The organism is Paenibacillus sp. FSL R5-0923 (assembly GCF_038009145.1).
Taxonomy (GTDB): domain Bacteria; phylum Bacillota; class Bacilli; order Paenibacillales; family Paenibacillaceae; genus Paenibacillus_AQ.
In genome coordinates this window covers 270,451-291,622 of the sequence record NZ_JBBPAT010000002.1, presented here as the reverse complement: position 1 = coordinate 291,622, position 21,172 = coordinate 270,451, and the positions used below count along the sequence as shown (strand labels likewise).

The window sequence follows — 21,172 nt, the reverse complement described above, 5'->3', positions numbered from 1 at the left end:
ATTTCTATTTTATTCTCTACAGCCGTGGATCTACAGGATCAGACTCCAAAGACAGCGCAGCAAGCACACATTCATGTACGCGTTCTATCGGCTCTTTACGAATAAAACGTTCCACCGATTCCCGGCTAAGCGCACATTCCATTAAGGCATTTCGCTCTTTTTTGCTTGTTTTACGCTGCTTGAGGCGTACAAGATTGTCCGGCTGTAAATAATCTATTCCATAGATAATATGCAGATATTTACGCCCTCTCACCTTGAGTGCAGGCTGAACCAGTTTATCTCCATTACGTGTTATAAATGTTTCCGGTTTGATAACAATCCCTTCATGCCCATCCTCCGTCATCTCTTCCCACCAACGGATTATCTGTTCCTCGTCCGCTTCATTACAAACCGTGCGGTATTCAGTCTCCATAAATAAAGGTGACAACTCCGCTAGTTCACGATTATGCTCCATATGGCTCAAAGAAAGTTTGTCCGCTATGCGCAAGCGTGTGGAAGGGAGCAATCTTAATCCCCTCTAATCCACTAACGTCCCAGCAATACTTTTGGAAAGCTTCCTTAAAAAGATGAGCATTCTGGAGCTTCTCCTCCATTTCCTGTATCCACGAGGTAACATCTCGCTCTGATCTTTCAGCCTCACGCAGCTTCTCCAAAAGATGCTCCCGATCTAACAGTGCAGCTTCAGCCACATGTGCATATTGGGAGGAAATCAGCTCACGCGCTTTCAAGTTCCACGGTACGATCTCCGCATCTAGGAGCAGCAAATCGGTGTTATTTTTCGCAAAATAATTCGCCTGCACGAGATCCGCGTTCAGCCTACGTAACACTTCAGATTCAGTATCCCTGTCAAAAAAAGCTCGGCCAGTACGTGTATAAATCGTGCCTAACGACGGCCTGCCCACATACGGTAATGCCGCCTCTTCATCCCGGAATAACAATAGGATGGCCCGGCTGCCCATATGCTTTTTCTCCGCGATCATTGTCTTCACACCTTGTGCGCGGAAATAAGCAAAAGCTTCACGCGGATGCTCCAGATAGTTCTCATCTATAGACACTGAAGGCGGCGGACTCATGGTCGGTGGGATATATACCAGTTCCTCAAGTGGAACCGTAAAGTGGGAGACCGTGTCTATGGCCGCTTTAACGAATTCTCCGCGCACAGTTATTTCACCATAAAGGTCAGTCTGGACTGAGTAGCCTTCCACGAATTTACGCAGGTTAGGCGGTGAGAATCTCCCCCGCTCCCAACGTATTAACGGACTGTCCGGATCACCTGCATAATCGCGTTTCGCTCTAACACTAACAAATTTCCCTTCAGGGTAACGGTATGCAGTTAAAGATCCGCCAAATACAGCACCCTGGTCGATGTTCACTGTATTTTTTACTACGGTTGGGAAAGGTCTAGGATCATGCCCCCAGACGATGATCTCCCCAGATTCGTGTTCGACATACCATTCTTTCCTTACAGGAGCACCCTTGCCATCCATTCCATCAGTGTCCCCATATCGGCAGAAGTCCTGAATCCGTTTGGACTGCTTGCCGATAAATTCATCGCGAATTCCGGCATGGGTAACTACGACCCGCCGCACGCCATTGCAGCCAAACAACAAGTGGCTAGGCGCGGACAACAGAAACTGTTTAAGTTCATCCCTAAGCCTTTTTGCTTTCTCATCGCCTGCTTCTAGCGCAAATGCCTCCAGCTCAGCGGCGATATTCTCGTCTCCGTGACTTAATGTAACTTTGCGACCATCCAGGTAGCGGGCGATTTTCCAGCCATGGTTGCTGTCGATCATGCGGGCGATTCCAGCATCTACATGCTTTTTCCAAAACCTCATCGTCTTCAGCGATTCCGGGCCCCGGCTCATCACATCCCCCACAGAAATTAACTGCCTACCCTCGGGGTGTTTGTACAACCCTTTCTCGTCTTCCTTATATTCCAATCTTTCGAGTAGCTCGATCATCTCTTCATAACAACCATGAATGTCGCCGATTATATCAAGTCCTTTATCGATTTCAACCCAAAGCGGGTTCTGCTTACGTTCAAAAAGTACTGACTCCGTATTTTTCAAAAAATAAGTCGAGGCAAAGCCCTCGTCCTTAACACTCCGTAGCGAACGTTTGAACTGTCCATATTGTTGCTTGACCCGCTGGCGTCCTCGTGGATGCTCACGCTGTACATCCCGCTCCAGCAGCGTTTCCTCTGGAACATCGAGCACCCAAGCCATACATGGAACATTATACTTATCTGCTAAATCTAAATATTGCTTACGGTATTCCTCTTGCAGATGTGTAGCATCCACCACCGTCAGTTTTCCAAGTCGGCAGCGCATGGCAATGACTGAATTCATTGCTTCAAAGGCTAGACTTGAGAGCAGCTGATAATCATTAAAAATAATATCTGCTTCTTCGCGGGGGCGATTCTTCCAATCCATAAAATCAGTGTCGCCAAGCATGCTACGGAAATCATCCGATGAGACGATTTCTGTCTGCAACAACGTGCCTTCATCTACTAATCTACGCAGTAAAGTGCTTTTGCCGCTATTGGAGGGACCCACCAATACAATAATTCCTGCATGCGGAAAAGGAATGGTTCGCTGCTTTTCTTTTTGCTCTTCTGTAGTCATTACACTGCTCCCTCCTTCCTAAATATCGCCATCTGCGTCGGGTATCCAAAAGCGTCAGAACCCTCGCCAATTCCTTTAAAATCAACCGAATAATCAAAGGAGCTCGTCCAGCGCATACACCACTCGGAGAACTCTGCTCGTCCCCATTCAAAACGGTGATCACTATGCCTCATTTCTTCCGATTCCATCTCATACACCTCGTTATACTCCTTGTTCGGTGTAGTCAGGATCAATACCTTAGGACTATATTCCGCCAGAATAGTCTCCATCACTCGAGCCAGCCTATATTCGTCGATATGCTCAATAACCTCACATAAAACCATAATATCCTTGTTCCGCAGCGATTCATCGAAGTAGAACAAAGAACCTGTAACAGGCGTCGGCACGGTAACTCCTTCTCGGTCTTCAAGCTTCGAGAAGCGGTCTATTGCGCGTAGCTGTGCGTTTGCGGAAGGCTCAACCGCCCAAATCTGCTTAACGCCCGGCACACTTCCGAGCCTTGCCGAAAGTTTTCCTTCGCCGGAACCAAAGTCAACAATACTACTCTTGAAAGCCAACCCTTCTACTGTTTCTGCAATCGCCGCATAACGCAGATCATTTAATCTAATTTTAGGCTCAGCTGAAACCTCAGCAGGAGTAACAGCCACCTTTTCAGAAGAAGGGGTGGATTCCTCACCATCAAATTGCTTAATAAGATTAGCAAATCGTAGTGACCGCTTGAGAATTAACGCACGCAACGGATGACTATCCAACCAACCTTCGCCATAACGCCTGATTTTTTCAATCTCATCATCACTGATAAAATAATGCTTATCATCATCTAATGCCGGAATCAGAATGAACAGTTGACGAAGGGCCGTTTGCAGCGTCTGTTCTCCCCGCAGCCTAATGTATCGAGCAGAACTGCGGCTTTTTAAATCAAAAGAATACACAGCATCTCCTCTTTCAAGCTCAAGCTCGTAGCCAAGTGCATGAAACAGTTCCTCAATCGTGTGATCAGGCAGGTTCGATGCTACTGGGCCAAAGGACAGCTCCAATTGAAATTTGTGATCTACCCAAGGCAAAAATACTTCCTTAGGCTTTCCATTAAGAGCTGTACCTAGCGCTGGACGAATATAAGAGCAGAATCGGCTACTCGTAACAAACTCCCGATCGTTAATATATTGTGTGATGTCATTATGAGCTGTATTTCCTTTAACTAGAGCTATTGGATCTGGTGTGACATAGATAACGGCCTCTGTCTTTTCGTCGGAAGCTGCAGTGAATACTATACGCACTCTAGCTTCTTTATCGCTCCTATCATATAAATTATGCGGGTTTTTAGCCAGCAGATGGGACAACATCCCCGCTCCTGACCCCGTCGCTTTGATGATCAAATGCATAAGCTTCATCTCTCCTTAATTAACAATTATTGAATTGCGAACTTACCAGTTCCATTGCCCCGTTTCTCCCCAGACCTCTATCAGTGCTGATCGGAACAAGATATCTAACGCTTCATCCATAACACCAACACTCTGTTTAAAAGCAGAAGCAACCGCCTCGTAATGAGCAATTCGCTCCTCCAAATAAATATTGATAACATCCAAGCGCGGCTCCAGATTTAGTTCATCACCGGACATTTTACGAAATAACAGGCTCTGCACAGCTTCCTGTAATTCTGAACCTTGTGGAATCAAATCCTGTACAAGCACATTAAAATCGAGCGGCGGCACTTCGTTGTATTTTTCAATCCAAGCGCATGCTAAGAGTGGTCTTAATACGTAAAAATATTTCTTGATTTTAACCTCACTACCTTGCAGATAATCCCGGTAATTTCCTCGCGCCATGTTCAAATAGTGGTAAATGCATGATTTTGGCGAAAAGCTTTGTGGCGAGAGTTCACGGATACTTTCGGCTACAGCGTATTTTTCTTCATAGCGAATCGGTGATTCTAACCATTCCAGCAGAGGCGGATTAGATTTCCGAAATAGATTAAGCCCCTTCTTCAAGTCCCAACCATTAATATCAAGCATGTCACTGATCGGCCGTTCTATTACATCCCTGTGCTCAAAAATAGATAAATACGCCTCAGGTCTCCGTATGTATAGGAATCTAACATCATAATCACTATCTTTGGATGGAAATCCCCAAGCCCGACTCCCCGATTCACACGCATACAAAATGCGGACTTGTTCTTCAGATTCAATGGTCCGAAGCTGCTGAATGATCGATGGATGTATTTCCGACATATTAACCCCTCCCTTAAACCTTCTAAATATGCAAAAAAGACCATGGACTCCATCGTCCATGGCCGGGCTTCACCTAAATACAGAACTCCTTACCGGTTAATATAGCATTGTTGATTCACCGGAAATGAATACACTGATTCTAAGGCTGACCTGTAAGCCAAGGTAACAGATGGACGCAAATATGGATAAGCATTATACGATGGCTGATTATTCATATTGTTATTCATCTGTCCTTACCCCCAAGTCAAATTATATTTTATTCAGTACCATTTCATCCTTAACATATCTCCAAAAGCATAATCCAACTATCCAGTTTCTGTCAACCAGTAGTCTTTTTCTGTAATCTTCTACTCTCCTTATTCTTACCTTATTTCAGTAATACCTTCAGTTCAGGCGTCATATCCGATGCTTTTAACATTACGAAATCGCTATAACCTTCCTTATACAGCATCTTCACAATGTAGTTGCCATTCTCAACTCCATAATTGAAACGATGATCTAAAATATCCGTTAATAGTGCCTTATCCTTCGTAACAACTGTACGATTCATTTCACGTGCAAGCACTACTCTTTGTTCAGGACTCGTAGGATTCTTAGGTGTTTGCTTATCCATAAAGTCGTCTTTTACAATCTCTGCCGATTGGATATCTCCAGCTGTTATTCGTATTTTATCGGCATAGCCTTTTTCGTTCATCCACTTTTCAAGCTCATGGAAAGAAGACTTCCACGGATAATAATAACCATAACTTGAAGAAACTTGGTTGCTGTCCTCTTTTGCCTTTACCTCTGTTTGGATACCAGCCATATCAGGTTTCCCGTCCTTATCTATCTGTACTTCGTAGGACATATTCGAAATTTCGCGTTTGATAATCTCTTTTAGCTCTGAAATTTCCTGAGGATCAGAGATGGCTACTTTTTTATTCCTGTTAGTAACCCACATATAATCCAGGTCTTTGTCTAAGAGAGCTAAATTATACTTTTCATACTTGTAAGCTTCGGTATCCTTAACCGCCTTGAGCTCTGATTCAAACCCCTTATTAGGGATCCAGTATTCCCTCACTAGCTTGTGACCGTTCTCCAATTGATAGGCGATGGTAAAATATTCATAAGCGTATTGTTGTGAGGTATGTTCTGGACGTACCGCAATTACCGCTTGATGAAGTTTACGGACAGCTCCTATATAATCTTTATCATCGGAAAAAGGGTCCTGCCCCATATAGGGTGTAGTAGTGTACAAATCATCCGTGGGGGTATACCAACGGTAGTTAGATCCCATATACACACCACTAATCTTATCACCGGAAGGTACTCTAGCTTCATACCCGGTAACACTTGATATCGGGATATACAGAAGTAACCCCAGCATTACTGCATAAACCGCAAACTCTGCTAACACTTTACGCGTCATAATCTGCCATGTTTTCCGAATAATCATTTCCGCAGCAACATAGCCGATAATGGCTCCAATGGCATATCCACTAATTACCCAGCCCATTTGCTGTTGCTTCATTTGTGCAAAATAATTCCCGGAAATAAGCATAGTACATAACATAACCCCTGCTTTAAACAGCGGGTTGAAATATCCAAAAGCAATAGCTTGACCCGCTTTTTCCGTATTACGTTTACGGTATAACAGGTAGGATAATCCAATAAATAAAAGGGACAATACTCCATAAATCCACAATTCTGTATTGGTAAATGGTTTGCCGGTAAAATAATACACGATATGAACAAACGGAGACCACATCTGCAAACTAGAATCACGGAAGTTTACATTTGCATTTGCATAACCATAAAGATACATGACTAAGTGGCTATTGATTAATGAGATCAGTACAACAGGAAGAATAAGCAAAATATAAATGATAATTCCCTGAAGAATAGATTGGCCCGTGCATATTCCCACAAAAACACTAAAGCAGAAGAGGAACAAAGTCAGAATACTAACTGTGATACACCATTGCCAAATATCTGCGCCCTGAAAAATATAAAAATTACCACTCCATCGCTTAACAACCGCAACCACCCCTGCAGTTAACCAAACCGGCACCAACAGTAAGGTAAGTCCACTTGTCAGATGAGCCGTAAATAAATGCTCTCTGCGTAAAGGCAGGCTATGCCATAGATCTGATGGAGATTTTGCCTGAAGGTATCGGAATAAAAAGAGTCCAGCAGCAACAGGGATCGTAATAATGAACAATGCTTGCACATTACCAGAGATGCGGAATAAATGATCGATTTCCTGCGGTTTTGCATTTGGATCGATACTCATAAACAGCTGCAATGGAAGTGCGAACATTAGGCCAAGTGCATATATAATCCCTATCCAGCCATGCTGGCGGAAATTCTGGCGAATAATACTGCTATTAAAGTAGTATCGGCTGCGCGTCATATCCGACATCCCCCATTTCATAAATAAAGATCTCTTCTAACGTTAATGGAAGCAAATCGAATACGTATGGCTCGTACACTTGAAAAGTCGCTTTAATTCGCTCACGATCCCCTTTTACTATGTACAGGTTCACGCTCCCCCGGCGTTCTTGATGTAATATTTGCAGCTTCGCTGCTAACGGAATTTCATGCCGTTCATCCCGGAAGGCCACTTGAATCTTATGTGTATCCGCCTTAAGATCATCCAGATCCTTCTCAATCAGCATCTTCCCACCATGCATAATCCCAACATGATCACACAGATCTTCGATCTCACGAAGATTATGTGAAGAAATGATTACCGTCAGCTCGCGTTCAGCAACCTCCTGAAATAGCAGGTTTTTGATCTGGCGTCGCATTACCGGATCTAACCCGTCAATCGGCTCATCCATAATAAGCACATCCGGCATACAGCTTAAACATAACCAGAATGACGCTTGCCGCTGCATCCCTTTGGAGAAACGACTAAGCTTACGCTTCTTATCGAGCTGAAAGACGGTCCCCAAATCATCAAAACGCTTCTGATTCCAGCTCGGATAGATCGAGCGATAGAAGGCTGCCATTTGCAGCATGGTGGATTGCGGGAAAAAGTAAGGAGAATCCGGCATAAAAATAACCCGTTGCTTAGTCGTCGGATGTTCGAATACCGCTTCACCCTCCACCTTCACGGTCCCTTTATCTGGAGAGAAAATGCCCGCCAAGGTTTTCAGCAGCGTAGTTTTACCCGCGCCATTAGAGCCGAGCAGCCCATAAATCGTCCCTTTACGTACCGTTAAAGAGATATCGTCGACTGCCTTCTCCCCTTGAAATAACTTACTGACGCCTCGAATCTCAATCATCACTTTCCCCTCCTTCTCTCTGCTTCTCCACTTGCTCATACAATGAACTAATCTCAGCTGCGGTGAACCCAAGGTATACCGCTTCCGCCATCAGTCTAAGCAACTCAGCACGTACTTCAGCTTTTTTAATCTCATTCTGTTCTTTTTTCATTGGGGCTACAAAACTCCCTTTCCCCTGCAGTGAATAGATATACCCCTCACGTTCTAATTCACGGTAAGCCTTCTGAATCGTATTGGGATTCACGGTTAGCTGCTGGGATAATGTCCTTACCGAAGGCAGTTGTTCATCAGTCTGCAAAATACCATGTAAAATCATCTCCTTGACCTTATCGGTCAGCTGCTCATAAATCGGCTTGCGACTGCGAACGTCCAATTCGAACATAACCATCCTCCTTTCACTGTCTTCCCTTAGTTCATGATGATGTGTATTAACTGTACTACTATTATTAGTACAGTTTAATCTTTATGTCAACGCAAAAACCCCCACAGTTATAAAAAACTGTGAGGACTTTTTCTCATAAATAGACACTTTATTAGCCTGAGGCGGTATTCATACTCTCGTCTCTTGATTCAGAAAAATTCGAGTGCGCTCCTGCTGTGGATGATCAAAAATCTGCTCTGGTGTTCCAGACTCCGTAATCTCACCGTTGTCCATGAAAATCACACGATCAGCCACATCACGAGCAAAGTTCATCTCATGAGTGACAACAATCATCGTCATATTCTCCTCAGCAAGTTGACGGATGACGCGTAGTACCTCGCCCGTGAGTTCAGGATCAAGCGCGGAAGTGGGTTCATCGAACAATAGAATATCAGGGTTGAGCATTAATGCTCTCGCAATAGCAACCCGTTGCTTTTGTCCACCCGACAGCTTTGCAGGATACACATCCGCTTTTTCAGCAAGTCCTACCTTAGAAAGTAAGTTCTCACTTCTAGCCGTAATCTCCTTCACGCTCTCCCGTTTCAACATCCTTGGAGCTAGCTCTAGATTGCCCCGCACCGTTAAATGTGGAAATAGGTTAAAGTGTTGAAACACCATTCCCATGGACGCCGTGATCTCACGAATACTTGCTCCACTAGCGTATTTTCCATTCTCCACGAGCGGCTTGCCTTGGATGAAGATGCTTCCACCCGTAATTTCCTCTAGATGTACTAGACTACGCAGCATCGTACTCTTACCTGAACCTGAAGGCCCGATAACAGCGACGGCTTCTCCCGCCTGGATATTGAAACTAACCTTCTTCAACACATCCAATTTGCCGAAGGATTTCTGTAAATCACTTACTTCTATCATGTTACTCATATTCAGACAGTCCCTCTACTCGAATTTAAAACGTTTCTCCAGTGCTTTGAAGAATAAAGTGAGCACCAGCGTCATCAGTAAGTAAATCACTCCCGCCACTACAAAGGGGGTTACAGTAAAGTCTCGATTTACTGCTGTTTTGGCATAGTTCAGTAGCTCAGGTACAGCAACGGCATACAGCAGAGCCGTATCTTTGACCAAGGAAATCGATTCATTGGCCACGGCTGGCAAAGCTACCCTAAACATTTGAGCTAGAATTACCTTGCGCAGCGTTTGCCATTTACTCAGTCCGAGTACTTTGGCTGCTTCATGCTGCCCTTTATCAATGGAGAGCATACCCCCACGGAAGATCTCCGCGAAATAAGCCCCATAGTTAAGAATAAACCCAAGACTCGCCGCAACGAAGCGGTCCATGACCAGATATTCCCCGATCACCGGAATCTGTGGTAAACCAAAGCAAAAAAATAACAATTGTAGTAAAAGTGGTGTTCCCCGCATGACATAGATATAGGTATGTGCAATCCAAGCCACGGGCTTGATCACACTCTTCGCCATCAAAGTGACTAGGAACCCGAGCGGAATCGACACCAAAATAACAATAAGAAACAATAAAATAGTTGTACGCGCGCCTTCTAACATCGGCCCGGAAATTTGTATTATATAATCCATTTTCATTTCTCCAATAAACTCTGTATATTGACCTTCTATTTTAATACCTTATTCTCACCAAACCACTTCGTGGAGATCTTCTCAGCCGTTCCGTCGTTGTTCATTTCATCCAAAGCCTTTTGAAGTTCTTCCAGTAGTGCCTCATTGCCTTTCTTAATTCCAATACCGTACTGCTCAGGAGCAAGCGATTCATCTAGTAGCTTAAAGGTATTAGGCTCTTTTGACATATAATATCTGGCTACCACTTCATCAATGACTACACCGTCCAGGCGCTTAGTCTTCAAATCTGTGAGCGCTAGCACATTATCCGGAAATTCCGACAGATTAGCAATTTGGTCTTTAATCGGATTAGCATTTAATGCATCGGCAGCGGAAGACAGACTTTGAAGTCCTACCTCTTTACCAGCCAAATCCTCAAGCTTTGAAATAGAGGAATCCGCTAATACGACTACAACCTGACTATTCTCAAGATAGGGCTTAGTGAATAACACCTTTTCCTTACGTTCATCTGTGATGGTATAACCATTCCAAATCATATCAATGCGCCCGCTATTCAGTTCTGACTCCTTAGCTGACCAGTCAATAGGCTGAAAAGTGATTTCTTTGCCCATTTTCTCAGCTGCAGCTCCGGCATAGTCGATATCAAACCCAACAATTTCATTGTTCTCATCTCTAAAGCCCATCGGAGCGAACTTATCATCAATCCCGATCACCAGCTTTCCATCCTTACTCCCAGAAGACGAACAGCCTGATAAAGCTGCAATAACCATGATCATAAATAAAACTAAAAGTGCATTTTTCTTCATCTCTTTTATCCCCCATCGTTGACACAGTGCTGTGTGCTTTAGTTCGCTAATACGTTATCAGAGTATCATGATAACATGACAAATTAACTACGTCGATAGATTAGAGAAGCCCACATGTGTCAAATCTACAAAGATTTCAGACAACAAAAAAAAGACGACAGATCAAATCTGCCGTCTCAACAATATGAATGATTTAATTTCACTATCAGATTTAGCGCTTATCGTTCCAAAAATTGTTAGGCTCCATATCTGAAGTAATAATATGAAACGCATAGCCTTCTTTCTTCAGCGCCGCTAGGATGCGTGGAAGAACTTTAAGTGTAGCCTTTTGATCATGCATTAGAATCACCGGGCTGCTCTTCTTCAGACTATGAACTTCTCTCATAACCGTATTATAGATGGAATTACTATCGTTCTTATATCTCCAATCCTCAGAGTCAACGTTCCAATCCCACAGATGGTACCCTTGAGTTAGTATCTTATCTCTATAAGCTTTTGTTAAATAAGGCTTACTACCATAAGGTGTACGAATCAGCGTTGTACTTTGACCTGTAATCTTCTTCAGAATTGCATTATCGTCATTCATCTCTTTCAACGCAGAAGCTGGAGAAGCATAAAATTTATCTTTCACATGTGTCATGCCGTGCAAAGCAGGTGCATGTCCATCTTTCACTAAGCGTTTCACTTGAGACGCGTGTGCGTTCATGTTATTTCCTAACATGAAGAAGGTTGCCTTCGCATCATACTTCGCCAAGATATCAAGTAGTTGAGAGGTTGTAGCGGATGGGCCATCATCAAAGCTAAGATATACAACTTTCCCCTTTGTGCCTGTCGTCCCTGTAGGTACATTTTGTTGCAAAGCCTTTTTATGTTGATTCACGAATGCAGCATCATCTAATTTAGCCCCGGAATTATACACTCTTAATAAAGATTGAGCTGGCTTAAACGAAATTGAAAATCCAAGATGAGAGGTCATCTTCACAGGAACCATCGTTCTACCATTTTCCACAAATGTTTTCAGCGGAATAGTCTTTCCATTAGGGAGAAGAGCCGTTGCGTGATCATTCAGCAGTTCGATGGAACCGTTGTTCCCTTGAACATGAATGCCAACACCCTGAAGGGTAAGATTCAGATTCAGTTCTAGGGACAAATCACGCAGTGAAACATAATATGTATCCTTTATCGACACTGCATCAATTTTAGTTAATTTATCGTTCACCCCTAATTTCAGGGATCCTGCCGCACCCGCTGCATTCACTGTATCTATCTCTCGTACCAAACCCGTACATACGAATAATACTACAAATAATAGCCACACTTTCTTTTTAAACATCTCAAAAAATCTCCCATCTCGTATATTTACCTATAACATTATCATAGATTAATAGATAGAAATTTGAGAGATTGTAACTTAATACAGAATAATTTGTTACCCTTTTTAAGACTTGCAGATATTTCGACAAAATTCGTCAAATACGGATTTCGGCCAAATCCTGTCACACCAACAAAAAATGGTTAAATTCCAATCCTTTTGCACAAAATAGATGTGTCCAAATTAGCAACTTTAGTAAATTATTGAACAAAGTTTGAACAGAAATAAATAACCATTAAACAGCGTGGCTACAGTGATCTTTATCATATCATTAGGAACTTGTAACAAATTGATCACACATATTTAACTTGATCGCCATTATTAAGGTCTATTATGGATTATATGGAAAAATAAGTCTTTTGCTTTCTTTCTCATTAGTTCTTACTATATATGAAGGTAATGATGAGGGTTAATTAATAGAAGTATTGAAGGAAGGAGCTTAAGCATGAACAAAAAGGGACCGTTATACGCTTTATTTCTCAGCCTAATTTTACTCTTGCCAGGATGCAGTTCAATCGCTGTTCTGAATCCGAAGGGGCCGGCTGCGAGAACTCTGTCTGACACGATCATCCTCTCCATTGTTATGATGCTCGGTGTTCTAGCAGTTGTCTACATCTTATATGTCTTTGTACTTTTGAAGTACCGCGCTAAGAAAAGTAATGAAGATTATATTCCTCCTCACGAGGAAGGAAACAAATGGTTGGAGGCCATCTGGATTACAATCCCGATTATTATCGTGGCATTCCTCTCCGTGGTCACTGTCAAAACGACAGTAGATGTAGAAAACGTTGCAGCGGATTATAAAGATCAGAAACCGCTTGTAATCTACGCTTCCTCCTCCAACTGGAAATGGCATTTCAGCTATCCTGAGGAAGGTATTGAAACCGTAAACTACGTGAACATTCCAGTTCACCGCGCTGTCGAGTTCAGATTGTACTCTTTCGGTACGATCTCAAGTCTCTGGATCCCTCAATTGGGAGGACAGAAATATGCGATGAGTGACATGCTTACCACTCTGCATCTTTCAGCGGATACTGTAGGTTCTTATACCGGAAGAAATGCGAACTTTAATGGTAAGGGTTTTGCCCACATGGAGTTCGAAGCCCTTGCGATGACTGATAAGGACTATCAAGAATGGGTAAAAGATGTTAAAGAAACAGCAGGTCCATTAACTGAAGACGAATTCAAAAATCTTTTGAAAATGGAATATGTCGGACGCAAAACATACACCAACACTCACTTATCCTTTAGCCCTCCTCCGGGAGAACATGGCGACCATATGAGTAATAATGGTAAAGAAATGGATATGGATAATGGAACTATGGAACATCAGGATAATAAAGAAATTCATCCGTCTCCTGCACCATCTAGCGAGACAGAATTTAACAGCGAACCTAATCCAGAACTGGATGAACAGAGCACTACACATGAAGGACATTAGTCCATGTTAATTGAGCAACTTGAAAGGAGCGTTTCCTAATGGATTGGGATAAATTTAAGGTCCATGGCGAACCCCTGATTTACGGGGCTATGGCAAGTATTGTTTTAGCTACAATCGGGATTATCGTCGGCCTAACCTATTTTAAAAAATGGGGATATTTATGGCGCGAATGGTTAACTACCGTTGACCACAAACGTATCGGGGTTATGTATATCCTTGCTGCGCTACTAATGCTTTTCCGCGGCGGCGTTGACGCTATTATGATGAAGCTGCAAACCGCAGCCCCAGACATGAAATTTCTTGACGCACAGCATTACAACGAGGTATTTACAACACACGGCTTGATCATGATCCTCTTTATGGCCATGCCGTTTATTATCGGTCTGATGAACGTTATCGTACCGCTACAAATCGGTGCCAGAGACGTTGCCTTCCCACGTCTTAACGCTGTCAGCTTCTGGCTCTTCTTCTTCGGAGCAATGCTGCTTAACATTTCGTTTGTTATCGGGGGATCACCAGATGCTGGTTGGTCTGCATACTTCCCACTAGCAAGTATAGAGTTCAGCCCAACGGTGGGTAACAACTACTACTCGCTCGCGCTACAAATATCGGGTATCGGTACACTCCTCACAGGCGTTAACTTTATTGTAACGATTCTGAAGATGCGTGCTCCTGGTATGAAGCTGATGAAAATGCCAATGTTTACATGGTCCGTTCTAATCACGAACGTAATTATCGTATTCGCTTTCCCAGTGCTTACGGTTGCGCTCGCTTTGATGATGTTCGACCGGTTATTCGGCTCTCAATTCTTCACGATGGCCAACGGCGGTATGGATATGTTATGGGCCAACCTTTTCTGGGTATGGGGACATCCAGAAGTATATATCGTTGTACTACCCGCCTTCGGTATTTATAGTGAAATTATCGCCACCTTCTCCAAAAAGAACCTGTATGGATATACATCCATGGTCTTTAGTATGTTGATCATCTCCCTCTTGTCCTTCTTAGTATGGGCTCACCATTTCTATACAATGGGTCAAGGCGCTATGGTTAACAGTTTCTTCTCGATTACTACAATGGCCATTGCCGTTCCAACAGGTGTGAAAATATTCAACTGGCTATTCACCTTACGAAAAGGGCGAATATCATTTACGACGCCGATGCTATATTCGCTCGCGTTTATCCCGATCTTTACGATTGGTGGGGTAACAGGTGTCATGCTGGCCATGGCCAGCGCCGATTATCAGTACCATAATACAATGTTCCTGGTAGCACATTTCCACTACGTTCTCATTCCAGGTGCTGTATTCGCCGTTATCGCAGGTTTCCACTACTGGTTCCCTAAAGTATTCGGCTTCCGTTTGAACGAACGTCTTGGTAAACATGCCTTCTGGTGGATTATTATTTCCTTTAACGTATCGTTCTTCCCACTGTTCCTTCTCGGACTTAAGGGAATGACACGTCGACAATACACTTATTCTGCGGATACCGGATTTGGTCCGCTCAGTATGGTCTCGTTCATAGGGGCGATAGGTCTTACAGTCGGATTCGTAATTCTGGTGTATAACATCTACTGGAGTACACGTTATGAACCAAGAGATACAAATGGAGATCCATGGGATGCACGTACACTGGAGTGGGCAACGAAAAGTCCGATTCCAGCTTACAACTTCGCAGTGGTTCCAACCGTAAAAACACGCGATGCCTACTGGTTCTCTAAACAAGACAACGTACCTCTATACGAAGACAAGATTACTAAGATTCATATGCCTAGCAATTCAGGCAAACCATTTATTCTGGGTGTTATCTTCTTCATTGCAGGATTCTCTCTGGTATTCAGTCTCTGGATTCCAGCCATTCTCTCTGGAGTAGGTATCCTCATCGTTCTAGCTGCTATGTCCTTCGATCGGGATCATGGATTCTACATCCCTGCAGAAGAAGTTATTGCTACTGAAAAGAAATTGCGGGGTGAGACAATATGAAAATAGATGCGTCTAAGCCGCTTGAATACTCAACAGAAGAGAATAGTAATAAAATCTTTGGCTTCTGGGTCTTTCTAGGAGCAGAGATTGCACTGTTCGCTACGTTGTTCACTGTTTACTTTGTAATGGTTGACCGTTTTGCCAGCGGCCCTAGCGGGCCGGACCTTTTTGAAATTGGTCCCGTGATGATCGAAACATTACTGCTGTTGACAAGCTCATTTACGATCGGTCTTGCAGTTCATGCTATGCGGCATGGTTACCAGAAAGCTATGATGGTCTTTTTCGGACTAACCCTACTCATGGGTCTCGGCTTCCTTGGTATTGAAATCATGGAGTTTGTCACTTATGTTCACGAAGGGGCTACACTTCAAACCAGCGGATTCCTATCCAGTCTCTTTGTACTGCTGGGAACACACGGAGCTCACGTATCGTTCGGGTTCCTGTGGGGTGCGGCTATCTTAATCCAGTTGAAGCGTCAAGGTATTACTCCGGCTACGGCCAATAAATCCTTTATCTTCTCGCTGTACTGGCATTTCTTGGACGTTGTCTGGATCTTTATTTTCAGCTTCGTCTATCTGAAAGGACTGATGTAGCATGATGAAGCAACTGTTTCCAATTCGCCATGTGATGGGTTTCTTAGCCTCTCTTGTCCTTTCTGTGGCTGCACTTGCTGTAATCTACCTTGATCTATCTAATAGTGCGAACATGGCTATCCTGCTTATTACAGCGCTCATTCAGGCTTCCCTGCAGCTCTTCCTGTTCATGCATATTGGAGAATCAGCTGATACCAAGAAAGAACTCTACCTCAATATCGCCTATGCCTTATTCGTTGGCTTAGTTACGATCTTTGGTACGCTCTTCATCTTCGTATGGGGCTGGTATGCTTAACTCCATTCAATAACACACAAAAGGACGTCTCCAAAGCCTAAATGGCTCTGGGACGTCCTTTTTTTCATTTCGCGTTATAATTTAAATCGCGCTAAAGTCTTCTGCAGATCTTCCGCCAGCACCGCTAAATACTGAGCTGATGCGGACATTTCCTCCATAGCAGACAGTTGCTGCTGACTAGCTGCGCTGGTGTCCTGAACACCCACTGCCCCTTTATTGGATATTGCATTGACCTGTTCCATTGCTGCCGCTACACCTTGTGACTCTAAGGAGACATGCGCAACCGCCTCTCTAATCTCTTCCGTCTGCAGCGTAGCTTCTTTAATAGAACTTTGAATCTCATGAAACGCTTGAGATACGAGCTGACTTTGAGCTACGCCGTGAGAGACTAGCTCGGAGCCGAAAGCCATTGATTCTACTGCTCTTTCAGTTTGCTTTTGAATATGCGTAATAATATCCGTTACTTTCAGTGAACTGTTTCGCGTCGCTTCTGCAAGACCCCGAATTTCTCCAGCAACTACAGCAAAGCCACGTCCATGTTCTCCAGCTCTCGCTGCTTCGATAGAAGCATTAAGCGCCAGCAGGTTCGTCTGTGTTGCAATTCCGTTAATCGTAGTAATAATTGTATTTATATCCTGAGACAGCTGCCCAAGGTTACTAATAATCTCTTGGCTCTGAGTTACGCCGGAGTCGATTTCCTTCATCTGTTCAATGATGTTATCTACGGCGATTACCCCTTGATCTGTTGAACCAGAAGCGACTCCCATAAGGTCGGACATTTCAAAACTGCTACTTTCTACGGCCGAAATATTATTGGTCATAGCTTGTATAGACTGAGATGTACGATTAATGCTTTCCGTCTGTTCATCAAACCCTGCTGCAATCTCTCCAGAAGCTTCGGCGATCATTTGCGAAGCCAACGAGGTCTGCTCAGCACTAGCGCTCATCTCTTGCGATGAGGCTGATAACAATTCTGCACTCTCCGCAATGCCTTGCATCATCTTACGTAAGCTCTCCAGCATATTGTTAAATGAGCTATTAATTTGGCCGATTTCATCCTTTGCGGTATACGTTGCTGTGACGGTTAAATCTCCATTTTCCGCCCGCTTCATTAAACCTTGCAGTTCCTTAAGAGGTTTCGTAATCAGTCGAATGATTGCAACACTAAGTACGATACAAATGATCCAAGAGAACGATATCAACACTATACTTTTAGTCTTCATGCTCTTAGCGGTAGCCGTAGACTCTGAATTATGATCTCCAGCTCCCTTTAGCAGCGAATCGCTTATTCCTTTTAGCATATTGATCATTTTCTCACGAGAATTACTAAACTCACCTGTGAATACTTGAAAGGCCTCTTGACTACCTTTGCTATCCGCAACCTGAATAATATTATCTCTTTGTACACGATAGTCTGTTAAGGAGGACTCATATTCCTTTATTTTATTCACTACCGCACTATCATTGTACTGGACGGTCTTCAACTTGTTCAAAAGATTATTATTTTCCTGAACTTTCTCCGTAATACTCTCTTTCAGTTGTTTGTTCTTGTTTACATCGACGCTAATCATACGCTCCAAGAGAAAAGCTTCAATGGCCCGATTGTTTGTACGCATTTGTCCCACGTAAGAAACAGGCAATAAGTTTTCATTATACGTTTCTGTTGTTTTTTGGGCCATTTTGTCCATGGTGATAAAGCCAGTTACCCCCACAATGTTCAACATGACTACAGAAAATACCAATAGAATCCCAATTTTGAATTTCACTTTCATATTCTTCATCTGCATTCCGCCTTCACATGATCTTACTAACTATCTATTTTTATCGGTAAGAAAGGCGAATAGTGTGATGATTTTTAAATAAAATCATGAATAAAATGTCGAAAAAAAGTTTCTGTTGTCAAATAATGCAACGAACGAAAACAAAAACGGACACTCGATCCGCTAATACTCCGAATCTTAGTGTCCGCCTAACGAATAACTAACCCTACTTATTCACCCGATGAATAATACCAATATAATAGATCACCGTTCTCTAAAATGTAGCTGTCCGCGCTGATACTTGGATCAGCATCTCTATTCGTCTTATACTTCCATCCACTGCTAGGTCCGCCATCAAATTCGGACAAACCATCTATAGATTTCACGTATTTACTTCCAGCGTTTCCGGATGACACTACCTTATCGCCCAATTGACTAATCAATAAGCTATAAGCCGTTTCACCTTCTTTTAGCGATACTGTTGTACTGTTCAGAATCGTACCCTTCTTGTTATCCCCAACGACTGAAATGGTAGCCGTAGCTTTAACAGGAGCAATAACATCTGAAGCAATGTTTAGTGACTGAGTATAACGCGCCACACTAGGCACACTATCTTTAGCATATCCGGTAACAATGATCGTATAGGTATTCGCTGGTAGACCTTGGTCAAATGCAGCTACACCCTTAGCATTTGTGATCGCCTTCTGATCACCGATCAAGACCTGCACGCCAGCGGCTGGAGAAGTCACTGGATCGGAAGTAAAGGTATCCTTATTCCACACCCATTTTTTCTGAGAAACTGTTACAGTGAAAGCTTCACCCGGCTTCGGCTGTGCAGAGGATACAACCGCAGTATCAACAACCTGTGTGGTTTCTCCGGCATAATATACAAGAACACGGTCGGATTCCTGTAATTCAAAAGCGTCCATACCCACACTTGGATAGATCCATTCACCGCTACGCCATACTACGAAGCTCCACCAGCCATCATAAAGGCCTTGAGTAACTCCATGAATGCCCGATACAAAATTACCATACGACGATTTCGTGATATCTACTTTAAAATCATTGGATAACCCCAATTGCTGCAAAGCTTCAAGCGCATTGGAAGCCTTTAAAGTCCCCTCACCGATCAGTCCTTGCGGACCCTCAACGGTAAGTGAAGCCGTTACATTCTTAGGAATTACCTTTAGATCTTGAGTATATTTAGCTATCGATGGCGCTTTTCCTTCACGATAGCCTGTTACAGTCAGCTTGTAATCACCTGCTGGAACATTCCCTGAGAATAGCGCCTCGCCTTTAGCATTTGTTGTTACGATGCGATTTCCAATTTGGACCTGAACGCCAGATGCTTTAGCAGTTACCGGGGAGGATGTATTCGTTACAGCGTCCCATTTCCATGTCTTACTAGTCACTACTACAGTAAAAGAATCGCCCTCTTTAAGGCTTGCTTTGGACACCGTTACCGAACCTACAAGTTTAGTATCATCTCCAGCATAATAAACCAAGACCTGATCTGAATCTTTAAGCGCAAAATCACTCATTCCAACATCAGGGTTGATCCATTGAGAGTTACGGGATACGGCATACATCCATCCGTCATAGCCGCCGTAGCTTCCGGCGGGAATGTTTCCAATTCCTGTGACATATGCACCGGAAGGATTCGTGATCGGCAAGTTCGTCTGAAGAGCCAATTTCTCTAATGCACCAAGCACGTTGCTAGCATATCCATATCCCTGTGCTAAAGTACTCTTAGGACCCTCTACAGTAACAGGTGCATAGATTAAGGCATTCTGAACGGATGACTTAGAAAAATCGTATAACTTACTGTTACTGCCTTTATAGAGTAGATTGTAGGCTACAAGCGCCTGAAGGCCTTGCTCAGTAGCTAGAATATTACTGCTTCCGCCACGGCTATGAGCGAAGCTTCCGTCAGCTAGACGGTAGCTCAGCAGGTTACCGATCAGATTCACTTTATTCTTGGTATATTCTAATCCACTTGGATCTACACCGAAGGATGTGAGACCTAGAATAGCTTGTGCAGCACTCTCAGCACTATCTCCGTAACCTCCATGACTATCCTGAGCATTAGAGAGCCAAGATACGGCTTGTAGCCCTGCTGTGTAAGCTTCTGGATTAAGCTTATGTGCCGCTAGAGCGGTCAAAGCTATCGCTGTCATATCTGGCTCACTAGCGCCTGTCGTTAAGGCAAAGCCGCCATCTTGATTTTGCTTGGAGAGAATCTCAGCAATGAGCTTATCCGCTGTCCATTTCGCGTTATATGGAATGTTATATTTACCAGAGTCCAGTGCGAGCAAAGCATATACTGGATTATTAAGTGTCTGTCCACTGATTTTGTCATGATTATAGATCTTCTCTATTAAGTTATAGCCAGATGTTGTTCCGCTTCCACCAAAGTTGGTAGGATCAGCACCTACCGCTCTTACTGCGAGTACAATTCTCGCATAATCCGTTACGTTCGCGAAAATCCCCTCTGCATCTTTCACCTTTTTCTCAAGAGCTAGACGGTAACCTGCTGGTAGTTTGTATCCCGCTTGAGCCAGCCCAATCGCTTGCCAATCCGACTGCACGCCACCCTTTAGAATAAATTCTGCAGCTGTATAGGTCGCATCCGCAACATTAATCCGCTCTGCCTGAGCAGCTGCATCGCTAGATTCATCTAGTCCGGTGCTAACACCCGCCTCTGCGAAGATGGTTCCTGCCGGAGCAAGGGATGTTCCAAAAATTGAAATGACCATGAATATGGCCAGTCCAAGTACAAAAAACTTGGAGGTGACTATTTTCTTCATTGTTCAACCTCTTTCTATAA

Annotated in this window: 15 protein-coding genes and 1 pseudogene; 4 read left to right on the top strand and 12 right to left on the bottom strand. The window is 43.5% G+C overall.

The window, feature by feature from the left end; genetic code table 11:
• Positions 1-16 precede the first annotated feature (16 nt).
• From MKX35_RS26305 to MKX35_RS26260, 10 genes and pseudogenes are all read right to left on the bottom strand, one after another.
• Positions 17-2,624, bottom strand: a pseudogene (locus MKX35_RS26305) (AAA family ATPase).
• The gene (locus MKX35_RS26300) at positions 2,624-4,006 is read right to left on the bottom strand and encodes a 3' terminal RNA ribose 2'-O-methyltransferase Hen1 (protein ID WP_076299125.1); all 1,383 of its coding nucleotides are present in this window, start codon (positions 4,004-4,006) and stop codon (positions 2,624-2,626) included. The pseudogene MKX35_RS26305 and the gene MKX35_RS26300 overlap by 1 nt, the downstream one beginning before the upstream one ends.
• A 42-nt stretch (positions 4,007-4,048) precedes the next feature.
• A complete protein-coding gene (locus tag MKX35_RS26295; protein WP_076299124.1) occupies positions 4,049-4,852 on the bottom strand; it encodes a nucleotidyltransferase domain-containing protein in 804 nt (267 codons plus the stop codon).
• A gap of 367 nt (positions 4,853-5,219) precedes the next feature.
• Positions 5,220-7,244, bottom strand: coding sequence for a hypothetical protein (locus MKX35_RS26290; RefSeq protein WP_076299123.1), 2,025 nt, complete (start codon positions 7,242-7,244; stop codon positions 5,220-5,222).
• On the bottom strand, positions 7,219-8,121 hold the full coding sequence (locus MKX35_RS26285; RefSeq protein WP_076299122.1) for an ABC transporter ATP-binding protein: 903 nt from the start codon (positions 8,119-8,121) through the stop codon (positions 7,219-7,221). The genes MKX35_RS26290 and MKX35_RS26285 overlap by 26 nt, the downstream gene beginning before the upstream one ends.
• Complete coding sequence (locus tag MKX35_RS26280) at positions 8,114-8,503, bottom strand: GntR family transcriptional regulator (protein WP_076299121.1); 390 nt, start codon at positions 8,501-8,503, stop codon at positions 8,114-8,116. Before MKX35_RS26280 ends, MKX35_RS26285 begins: the two co-directional genes overlap by 8 nt.
• 168 nt (positions 8,504-8,671) lie before the next feature.
• Positions 8,672-9,424 (bottom strand): amino acid ABC transporter ATP-binding protein, encoded by a 753-nt coding sequence (locus MKX35_RS26275; protein ID WP_371916547.1) that lies wholly within the window; start codon positions 9,422-9,424, stop codon positions 8,672-8,674.
• 15 nt (positions 9,425-9,439) lie between these two features.
• Positions 9,440-10,099 (bottom strand): amino acid ABC transporter permease, encoded by a 660-nt coding sequence (locus MKX35_RS26270; protein ID WP_042185116.1) that lies wholly within the window; start codon positions 10,097-10,099, stop codon positions 9,440-9,442.
• A gap of 29 nt (positions 10,100-10,128) precedes the next feature.
• The gene (locus MKX35_RS26265; RefSeq protein ID WP_076283872.1) at positions 10,129-10,899 is read right to left on the bottom strand and encodes an amino acid ABC transporter substrate-binding protein; all 771 of its coding nucleotides are present in this window, start codon (positions 10,897-10,899) and stop codon (positions 10,129-10,131) included.
• 211 nt (positions 10,900-11,110) lie between these two features.
• Entirely contained in the window at positions 11,111-12,232 is a 1,122-nt protein-coding gene (locus tag MKX35_RS26260) for a polysaccharide deacetylase (RefSeq protein ID WP_076283871.1), read from the bottom strand.
• A 484-nt stretch (positions 12,233-12,716) separates the two neighbouring features.
• On the opposite strand from MKX35_RS26260, the gene qoxA reads away from it, so the two are divergent.
• The 4 genes from qoxA to qoxD are packed head-to-tail and all read left to right on the top strand — an operon-like array spanning position 12,717 to position 16,582.
• Positions 12,717-13,712: a cytochrome aa3 quinol oxidase subunit II gene (gene qoxA / locus MKX35_RS26255; RefSeq protein WP_076283870.1), complete on the top strand. Its 996-nt coding sequence runs from the start codon at positions 12,717-12,719 to the stop codon at positions 13,710-13,712.
• Between the two features lie 38 nt (positions 13,713-13,750).
• Positions 13,751-15,694 (top strand): cytochrome aa3 quinol oxidase subunit I, encoded by a 1,944-nt coding sequence (qoxB, locus tag MKX35_RS26250; protein ID WP_042185110.1) that lies wholly within the window; start codon positions 13,751-13,753, stop codon positions 15,692-15,694.
• Positions 15,691-16,287 carry a cytochrome aa3 quinol oxidase subunit III gene (qoxC, locus tag MKX35_RS26245; protein WP_076283869.1) on the top strand — a complete coding sequence of 199 codons (597 nt, stop codon included), beginning with the start codon at positions 15,691-15,693 and terminating at the stop codon, positions 16,285-16,287. Before qoxB ends, qoxC begins: the two co-directional genes overlap by 4 nt.
• A 1-nt stretch (position 16,288) precedes the next feature.
• A complete protein-coding gene (gene qoxD, locus MKX35_RS26240; protein WP_179085737.1) occupies positions 16,289-16,582 on the top strand; it encodes a cytochrome aa3 quinol oxidase subunit IV in 294 nt (97 codons plus the stop codon).
• Positions 16,583-16,656: 74 nt separating this feature from the next.
• Here qoxD and MKX35_RS26235 read toward each other — a convergent pair whose 3' ends face one another.
• Together MKX35_RS26235 and MKX35_RS26230 are read right to left on the bottom strand one after the other, a co-directional pair.
• Complete coding sequence (locus MKX35_RS26235; protein WP_076299119.1) at positions 16,657-18,363, bottom strand: methyl-accepting chemotaxis protein; 1,707 nt, start codon at positions 18,361-18,363, stop codon at positions 16,657-16,659.
• 209 nt (positions 18,364-18,572) lie between these two features.
• On the bottom strand, positions 18,573-21,152 hold the full coding sequence (locus MKX35_RS26230; RefSeq protein ID WP_076299118.1) for a DUF4430 domain-containing protein: 2,580 nt from the start codon (positions 21,150-21,152) through the stop codon (positions 18,573-18,575).
• Between the last annotated feature and the right edge of the window lie 20 nt (positions 21,153-21,172).

Coding starts and splice junctions, on each gene's coding strand:
- MKX35_RS26295 (WP_076299124.1), bottom strand. CDS start 4,852: ATGTCGGAAATACATCCATCGATCATTCAGCAGCTTCGGACCATTGAA.
- MKX35_RS26230 (WP_076299118.1), bottom strand. CDS start 21,152: ATGAAGAAAATAGTCACCTCCAAGTTTTTTGTACTTGGACTGGCCATA.
- MKX35_RS26290 (WP_076299123.1), bottom strand. CDS start 7,244: ATGACGCGCAGCCGATACTACTTTAATAGCAGTATTATTCGCCAGAAT.
- MKX35_RS26265 (WP_076283872.1), bottom strand. CDS start 10,899: ATGAAGAAAAATGCACTTTTAGTTTTATTTATGATCATGGTTATTGCA.
- MKX35_RS26275 (WP_371916547.1), bottom strand. CDS start 9,424: ATGAGTAACATGATAGAAGTAAGTGATTTACAGAAATCCTTCGGCAAA.
- qoxC (WP_076283869.1), top strand. CDS start 15,691: ATGAAAATAGATGCGTCTAAGCCGCTTGAATACTCAACAGAAGAGAAT.
- MKX35_RS26300 (WP_076299125.1), bottom strand. CDS start 4,006: ATGCATTTGATCATCAAAGCGACGGGGTCAGGAGCGGGGATGTTGTCC.
- MKX35_RS26280 (WP_076299121.1), bottom strand. CDS start 8,503: ATGTTCGAATTGGACGTTCGCAGTCGCAAGCCGATTTATGAGCAGCTG.
- qoxB (WP_042185110.1), top strand. CDS start 13,751: ATGGATTGGGATAAATTTAAGGTCCATGGCGAACCCCTGATTTACGGG.
- MKX35_RS26260 (WP_076283871.1), bottom strand. CDS start 12,232: ATGTTTAAAAAGAAAGTGTGGCTATTATTTGTAGTATTATTCGTATGT.
- qoxD (WP_179085737.1), top strand. CDS start 16,289: ATGATGAAGCAACTGTTTCCAATTCGCCATGTGATGGGTTTCTTAGCC.
- qoxA (WP_076283870.1), top strand. CDS start 12,717: ATGAACAAAAAGGGACCGTTATACGCTTTATTTCTCAGCCTAATTTTA.
- MKX35_RS26270 (WP_042185116.1), bottom strand. CDS start 10,099: ATGAAAATGGATTATATAATACAAATTTCCGGGCCGATGTTAGAAGGC.
- MKX35_RS26235 (WP_076299119.1), bottom strand. CDS start 18,363: ATGAAGAATATGAAAGTGAAATTCAAAATTGGGATTCTATTGGTATTT.
- MKX35_RS26285 (WP_076299122.1), bottom strand. CDS start 8,121: ATGATTGAGATTCGAGGCGTCAGTAAGTTATTTCAAGGGGAGAAGGCA.